An 8105-nucleotide genomic window follows, 5' to 3' on the forward strand; every position below is an offset into this window, starting at 1 on the left:
GGCAGGCATGACAACCCGGACTTGAGGGTACTGGAGTGGATCCTCCAGGCCGCGAAGGAGCAGCAGCGGCGCTTCACCCTGCACGTCACCAACAACGCCCCCAGTGTGCGGCGTTTCGCACGGGAGCATCCGCCCGAGAGCAATGACTACGTGCTCAACGTCCTGAAGCCCGGGGAGCACGTTCTGACGCTCGACATGGCTTGAGGCGCGTGGGCCTCAGTTCCCAGCGAGTCCCGAGGTGAGCGCGCGGCTCGAAAGCGGCAGGCGCGCCGCCGGGTCCCCGAGCAGGATCATGCTCCGCAACGCATGACGCTCGACTTGGACATACGTTCGGTGTTGCGGGTCGATCGGAGCGCTGTTGGGTTCATTCAAGTCCTGGCTCCTCAGGTAGCTAGCCTCCTGCTCCTGTTCAAACAGGGCGATCGCCTCGCTCGTCAGCGCGGGCACATCTCGCTGGAGGCCGGTCATGGCTGTTCCAATACGGCTCCCGCGACAAACGATTCGAAGGAACTCGAGGAAGCGGGAGAACTTGCGCTCACCCGGTGTGCTCAAGAAGACCGAAGCCCACCCGACATCCACGCATCCGACTACAGCCAGGGGGCCGCTTGGAGCCGCGAGCAAGGCCTGGGGCAGCGCGGCAATAAAGGGGGCGCTCCCATTCTGCACGTGAAGGCCCCAATACGCACTCTGCTTGAGGATGGCGGCGTAGCGCGCGTTCTCATGGAATCCCGCGCTATGACTCGCGAACATCAGCCACAGCCCTCCAGGGAGTAACACCTTTTCCCAGACATCGTCGGCGGACAGGACCCCATCCTGGTGCGATGCCCTTCCCAACAGGAGCGCCCCCTGGCGTTCTTGCTGTTCCTTCAACGACGCCCAGCCCGCGCGAGGAGCACCTAGCCCATGGCTCGCTGAGAGGACAACGCTGGGTACAGGTACCGAGGCCCATTCAAGAAGGAACTGCTTCACCGACGGCGCCACCTGCTGCTCGAGCTGAGCAGCCGGGAATCGACCCTGGGCCTGCTCCTTGAGCGCTGCTTCACGGCAAGGACTCAGGAGTGAGTCTCGGGCAGCTTGTGTCGCCGTGGTGCCATCTTCAGGCGTGAGAAGCAGGAGCCTGGCCTCGTCGCTCGTGGGCGGGGACTGCTCCCAACGAAGCACCTTCATGGCGTAGGCCGAATAATCCTCGTCTCGACGAAAAGCGAGGCGCCCGACCATGAGGTCACCGGAGAGTTCCTGCTGTAGCTCCAGCGAGACCTCCTGCAAGTCGCCCAGAATCAGGAGATAGGCGGGCCGGTCTCGAGGAGACACCTGAGGATCCAGGTAGACCGCCTCCCGCCACCTCACGCTCATCGCGGCACCGAGGTCTGGCTGCACACGGTACACACTGACCGGCCTGCGCTGGAGGCGCTCTCGATGCGCAATCAGGTTGGCGACCAATGCAAGCAGGAGATCGCCACGTGCTCCCACGGGCGCAATCACTCCCCAACCTTGCTCCTCCAGGTCATCAAGGGGCGCCACGCGCTGGCGCACGAACACCTCCTCGCTCGCGGCCAGGTATTGGAGTGCCCGGCCACTCAGCACGGCGCGCGTCTGGAACTCCCGCGCCCGCCGCAAGCGGCTGCCCGTGAGCAGATACGATGCGCCGCCATCCGCCTCGGTCGCGCTTCGCTCCCAATGCTCCGCCAGCACCTCCAATTCGCGCTTCTGCTTGAGCAACTCCCAGTCCTGGACCACCCACTCGCGCAGCGCCCGCCACTTCCGGATGAGCGCCTCGTGCGCCACCTCCATCCAGGCCCCTCGACCCGAATCCGGCTCCAGTCCCTTGACCACCAGCCGGCTCGCCACGAGCGTCTCCACCACCCGCTCGAAGACAGCCTGGGCCTCGGGCTCTTGAGGCCGCTCCTCGCCTACCCACACGCGTCGGCGCGTGTCGAGTGAGCCCTCCTCACTCCGCCCCACCATCGCCACGAAGAGCCTCCGGGCCTGCTCCCGCTCCACCTCCGAGAAGCCCGCCATCAGCCGATCCGCCGTGCCTGTGAGTGCCCCCGCGACCCCACCAATGGCCGTGTAGGCCTCGTGCGTCAGCAACCAGCCCGAGCGCTGCTCCCACAGGCGATCCAGTGCGTACTCCAGGAGCGGCAGTGCTCCGGGCTCGCCAGCGACATCCTCGAGCAGCGTCTCGACCAAGCCCTCCTGGAACTCAAGCCCCACGAGACCCGCTGGGCCCCTGATGACTTCGGCCATGTGTGTCGCGTCCATCATGGACAGGAACATCCGGTGCCGTTCGTCGTAGACCACCTGATCGAGCCGCCGGCTTTCCCCCTCCACCCTCACCTCACCGCAACGCGCCAGGAAATCGACCCGCAGCGTACAGAGCACCACGACACCCGGGCGGCTTGCGAACGCCCAGAGCTTCTGGGAGATCGCGGACCGATCGGCGGGTGATGACAGCCGTGTGAAGAGTTCCTCGAACTGGTCGACGACCAGGAGGAAGGGGCCCGCCGACGCTGTTCCCACCGGCTCCCCCCGCGAGGACAGCTCGAGCGCGGACACCTCCCGCTCCACCTCCGCGGGCCGGACGACCTTCCAGCGCCAGCCCCCGCGGACGAGCGCGGGAACCAGTCCCGCCAACACCAACGAGGACTTGCCTGTACCGGAGGCAGCGGCCAGCACCTGGAAGGGGGGAAGTCGCCCCGCCTCGGCTTCCAGCACCCGCTTCAGGAGCGCCGCACACTCGGAAGCACGTCCGAGGAAGAAACGTGCCTGCTCCGGTTGAAAAGCCCGCAGCCCCTGATAGGGACGGATGACCACCGGGCGCGTGTCCCAGCCATCCTCGGGCCGGCCATAGAGCTGAATCGCGGCATGGTCGAGCGTGGGGAGCCCCTCGCGGATGAGCGCCTCCCTCGCCGCCAGGAAGGCTTCCTCCAGCGAGGTCGGGCCACCGAGCAGGTGCCCATGGAGCTGCTTCGTCAGCGTCAGCGAGCCCGGCTGCGAGAGCGGAAAGCGGGAGGCCACCACGGCCTCGAAGCCGACCCGATGCAGCGCTTGGGCCACACTGCCGAGATAGCTCCCGGGTTCCCCCTGGTTGCCACCATGGCAGGCACACAGGACCACGAGCCGGAGTGTGGACGTATGCCGATGCAAGAGAACGTTCAACCGGTCCGCGGTAACGACATCCCGTCCTCCGGCGTAGCTGCCATGCCAGGCGAGGCCGAACGCCTTGCGCTCCGGGGTGAGTGGGACGCCATGGCAGAGGACGTGGAGGACCGTATAGGGGCGGCCCTCTGTCTCCGCTTGCTCGAGTTTCCCGGTGAGGGCCTTGCAGGAGACCCGGGGCAACACATCCTCCTCGGGGTCGAAGGGCAGGTGGCCAGCGCGGCAGGCTTCCTCCAGCGCTGATAGGTGCTCGGCCGCTGGAACGCCTCCCCCCTTGTCCGACCAGACGAAGAGGATCCTGCCGCCCTCGGGTCGCGGCTCGAGCCGGGGCCGGGTGGTCGTGGTCTCCGGCCACGCGTAACGGATGGTGATGCCGGGGTAGGCATAGAGCGGCAGTCCCCGCGGGGAGAGTTGTAGGAGCTCCCAGGGCAGTGCGAAGAGTTCCGCCGCCGCGGCCCGGAGGGTGAGCCGCACGGGCCTTCCCTCGTCCAGGGCCTTCTGGATCAACAGTTTGTCCACGGCGGGGAGTAGCGAGCCCATCCGCTCGCCCAGGCGGCTCACGGCTTCCGGCGCGGGAGAACGTCCCTGGAGGGCCTTGAGGTCCCCGAGCGCCTCGCCGTCCCACGAGAAGCTCGTGCGGACCAGACCGCCCTTCTCCTTGCGGCTCAAGTACTCTTGAGGCCCGGACTGGAAGGCGTAGGGGTCGTGGCTCTTGTCGGCTCGAACGAACTCGATGAGCAGCTCAAGGGGCGCCAGCAACGTCGTTTCCTCCGGATGACGTGGATGTACCTATACCGCACGGCTCCGGGCCGCACAGTGATCGCAGCTCTCCGCGTGCAGGTGCACGTCCGCCGCGGCGTGCAGGGTATACGCCAGCGCGAGCGGGTTGAGCTGGCGCAGGAAGTGGCGTCGCGCGCTCAGAAAGGCCGCTCCCAGCGACTTCCCAGCGAGGAAGTCCTCCAGCAGGCGCCGGGCGAACTGGCGAGCGAAGGGCGCGCTGATCGTGATCTCGCTGCCAATGACGGCCAGGGCGCCCAGACGGATGAGCGTACCCAGGAAGGTGTTGAGGGTCTCGGGCAGCGTGGCCACGCTGTCACAGGCGTTCAGGAAGACGAAGAACGGCTTCCGCTCCCCGGTGAACTGCAAGCTCGTCGCCTCGATGAACGCATCCTGGAACCCAAGCTTGAAGACCCCCTCCTTCTGGTGGCCATGGCAGTAGAGGTAGAGGAGATCGGGCTCTTGCTCGAGGGCCTCGATCACCTCCTCGCGTACAGCGCTCCGCGCGAGCGCCCAGCCCTCGAGCTGATGCAACTCCTGATAGTGCTCTTCCACGCCATGCGCCTGATGGTCATAGCCCATGAAGGCCTGGGGGGGCGCCGGGTCCGCGAGCAACTGGCACGACTCGGCGAACGCGGCACTGGCCAGCTCGGACGGTAGCTCCTTCAGGTCCTCCACCCGAAGCTGCTTCAGCGGCTGTTCGATCTGGTGGTGGATGCCCCAGAAGCCGAAGGGGCAGACCGTCTGGCGCGCCTGGGCACCTCGGAGCGGGCACTCGGGGAGTGTCCGGCATGACTCCGGCGCATCGAGCCGATCCTCCTGGGTTTCGAGCTGCTTCAGGAAGACGGGGCAGAGCTTCAAGCCCGCGGGATTCCCGGTGTCGAGCGGCAGGTCGTAGAGCATTGCCCAGGGGATGGAATGCTCCGACAGGTTGCAGCGCGCGACGGAGATGAGTCCTGGCTGCCGCAGCCCCTGCTGGAAGGTCTGGAGCTCCTTGTTCGAGAGCGACAGGTTTCCACTGAAGAGCCCGTTGTAGAGCCGGGCCCCCTGGCTGGCGAGCTGCACGAGGCCCTGGACACGGAGGGTCTGGTTCGAAGCGTCGGGCGGCCCCTGGTATCCACTGCCCTCTTTTTTCTGGAGCTCGAGGAGCCCCCGGCGAACCCTCTGGACGAAGGTGGAGAGCCGCTCTTCCGGGAAGGTGTGGAGGGTCCCCGTGCGCATCCCGCCATGCCCCGGCTCCTGGCTGGAGAAGACCCCGAGCCACACCTCTCCACCGGCCGCGTGGTTGGTGACGAGGCTGAGGACCGGAGGAGTGTGCTGCTCGAGCAGGAGGAAGTCCGGGCTGGCCACGTAGTCGAGTGCGTACCGGATGGGTTCCGCGCCCTCGGGGGCAGGCGAGGTGCGGGGGCCGTCCGCCTCCAGTTCCGCCTCCACCACGAGCGATTGGAGCAGGGTGCCCTGGTGGAAGAGGCAGACGCGCAACCTGCACCTGCCTGGTGCGTTGGGCCGCAGATACGTCCGGAACTCCGTGCTCTCACCCCGCCTCGGAAGGAGCAGCTCGCCACGAGGTTGCTCCACCTGGACGGCCGCCGCATCGTGGAAGATGCAGACGGTCAGCCGGAGCGGTTCCCTACCAAAGGCCAGGTCCACCTGAAAATCGGGGAACGTCGCGGAGAACGCCTCGGCGATGGCGGCCGGGGAAATCTTGATGTGCAGCCACGCACCGGCTCCACGTGAGAGGGGACGGGTGCGATCGACGGGCGGCCCCCCTGGCTTCTGGCTGAGCCAGACATTGAGCAGTCGGGTGAAGCCGCGCTGGAGCTCCCTGTCATCCACGTTCTCCAGCAGCGTCACCAGACTGCCCGTGTTCATCCTCCGCAGGCGCTGCTCCTGGACCTTCTCGACGTCCGAGTCGAGTGCCTGAAAGGATTGGGCCACTTCGGACAGCACGCGGGGCTTGTCGCTGAACGCCAGCCCTTCGAGCGTCGCGAGCTGGGCATCGAGCTGAGCGTGCGTGGTGCGGATGCTCGTGTTCAGCGACTGGAGGAACGTACGGACGTGTCGTCGGACCCTCGAGGACTCCAGCACGGGCGTTTCCCGCGCCAGGCGTGCCTCGATGCGCTCCAGCGTCTGGTCCGCGTCGGAGTCGGGACCGCCCATAGGCAACGGGTCCCTGGCGTGCTCCCGGAGTTCAGCGGCGGCCCGTGTGAACAGCAGCCCATACTCGCCGCCTTCGCGAGCGCCGAAGGCGACCTGGACGGCCATGCTGGGGGACGCGGCGAACGCTTCGCGTACGCACTGCTCCAGGGGCTGGTTGTGGAGGACCGCACGGTAGAAGTGCTGGAAGAAGACGCGGCGCGCCTCCTCGGGCCCAGAGACCAGGAGGACCGCATCCACACCCGGGGGAGGCTGGGCGGAGAGTGAGCCCTTGTTCGGTTTCACCTCGATGACGAGGAGCCTGGCCCCCCACCTGGAGCCCCACGTCGCTCCGTTCTCGGCGAGGACGTGAACTCCCTCCACCTCCTCCACCTCCTCCATCTCCTTCAGGAGGGAGGTGTCGTATTGGACCTCGAGGAGTCCAACCCGGATGGCTTGCTGGGTGAAGGGGTCGAGCGTCAGCCGTCCCTGCTGTCCGTCGACACGAACGGTCAATGGCGGACGGAGGGTGGGCCGCGGCTCCAACTGCTCGGGGGAGCGGGCAATGATGGCGATGCGCCTGTCGAGAGCGTCTGCGGCGCGGTGCCGCGACAGCAGCGACAGCACCCTCCACCAGGGAAAGCCGAGAACCTCGGCGAGCGTGGAGCGGACCGTGAGCCGGAACAGGGTGGAGCGCTCCTCCCGGGCCTGCTGGAAGAAACGCCTGGACAGCCGGATCACCTCTCCCAGCAAGGCCCAGAGAAAGCCAAGATGAAGCCCTTGGCGTTCCGATGCTCCACGCCCTCCGCACCGAAGCTCCAGGGCTCCACCTCCTCGACCTGCCCTTGGGTCACCCGGAACCGCGGCGGATGGGAGGGGCGCTCCCTCAGGGTGGCGTCGACGTGGTGCTGGCCCGAAACCGCCGGCTCGATGTGGAGCAGCAACTCGACCAGTCCGCTCATCCTCGTCACTCTAGTGCGGGCGCGAGGCGACCGCGAGGGAGTGCGCGCGCCGTATCATGCGTTGAGGACAGGCCAACGTGACAGGAGACAAGCCGTGCTCGATGGAAGGCTCACCCATGCGCTGAAGGAGACCGAGCGGAAGCTCAATGAGCAGGGCCAGCTCCACTCCCGGGCGCAGCTCGATGGGTTCTACGGCCTCTTCCGGGACCGGTTCGGTCCGGAGCGGCTGCGCAACCTGGACGGGGAGGAGCTGCTGTCGCTGATGCACGACCATGGTCGGCGCGACGGTCTGGTCTATTGGCTCGAGTTCAAGGACGACGAGGAGTTCCCGGCCATCTTCGGCAGCATCGCGGGGGGCAGCGCACTCAAGTTCGGCATCTACCGGCGCAAGGAGACGGGTGCCTGGATGACGGGCAGCCCCATGAACCAGCGCGAACTCTCCCTGACCGAGGCGGTGCGTATCGCGCGGCGGCACCGCGACCAGCTCCTGCTCGGTGTCAGGCTGCTCGAGAAGCTTCCGACGGACGGGAGTGACTCGGACTACCTCCGGCTCCAGGAGCAGCTCGAGGCCGCGGCGCCCGAGCTCAGCGACCTGGCCTGGAGTCACAAGTATTGGAGCCTGCTGTTTCCCAACAAGCTCGACGACTACCACAACGCCGACTACCAGCGCTTCCACCTGATGAAGCTCCTCCAGATTCCGCCTGGAGGCGAGGGGCGGTACGTGTGCGCCGGCCGTTTCATCGCCCTCGCCAGGGAACTCGACGTCCCCGTGAACACCGCGACGAGGTTGCTCAAGTCGCGCCATGGCAGTCCGCATCGCTATTGGTGCGTCGGCATGCTCGACGGGAGCGGGCTCGCTGCTCACTGGCACGTGATGCGGGAGGGGAACTGCGTCGCGGTGGAAGGGCGGATGCTGGGAGATCTCTCGGAGACGACCCCGGACAAGGACGGCCTGAAACAATTGGGCAACCGCCTGGGCAGGATCGGAGGACTGGCACCGCGGCAGGGGGATGTGAAGAGGCAGCTCTTCTCCTTCGTGGTGAAGGTGAGCGAGGGGGACTTCGTTCTCGC

At 66.9% G+C, this 8105-nt stretch carries 3 protein-coding genes and 1 pseudogene; 2 read left to right on the forward strand and 2 right to left on the reverse strand.

Annotation, left to right across the window (positions count from 1 at the left end; all coding sequences use genetic code 11):
• A partial coding sequence (locus VF794_RS32115; protein ID WP_331116932.1) for a hypothetical protein occupies positions 1-204 on the forward strand: 204 nt, incomplete at its 5' end.
• Positions 205-216: 12 nt separating this feature from the next.
• Here VF794_RS32115 and VF794_RS32120 read toward each other — a convergent pair.
• Positions 217-3918, reverse strand: a complete 3702-nt coding sequence (locus tag VF794_RS32120; RefSeq protein WP_331116933.1) for a CHAT domain-containing protein — start codon at positions 3916-3918, stop codon at positions 217-219.
• Between the two features lie 30 nt (positions 3919-3948).
• Positions 3949-6813 carry a CHAT domain-containing protein gene (locus VF794_RS32125; protein WP_331116934.1) on the reverse strand — a complete coding sequence of 955 codons (2865 nt, stop codon included), beginning with the start codon at positions 6811-6813 and terminating at the stop codon, positions 3949-3951.
• Between the two features lie 315 nt (positions 6814-7128).
• Here VF794_RS32125 and VF794_RS32130 point away from each other — a divergent pair.
• A pseudogene (locus VF794_RS32130) lies at positions 7129-8105 on the forward strand (AAA family ATPase); the annotation flags it as partial.

It is taken from the genome of Archangium sp. (assembly GCF_036389735.1).
In the GTDB taxonomy this organism is placed as follows: Bacteria; Myxococcota; Myxococcia; order Myxococcales; family Myxococcaceae; genus Archangium.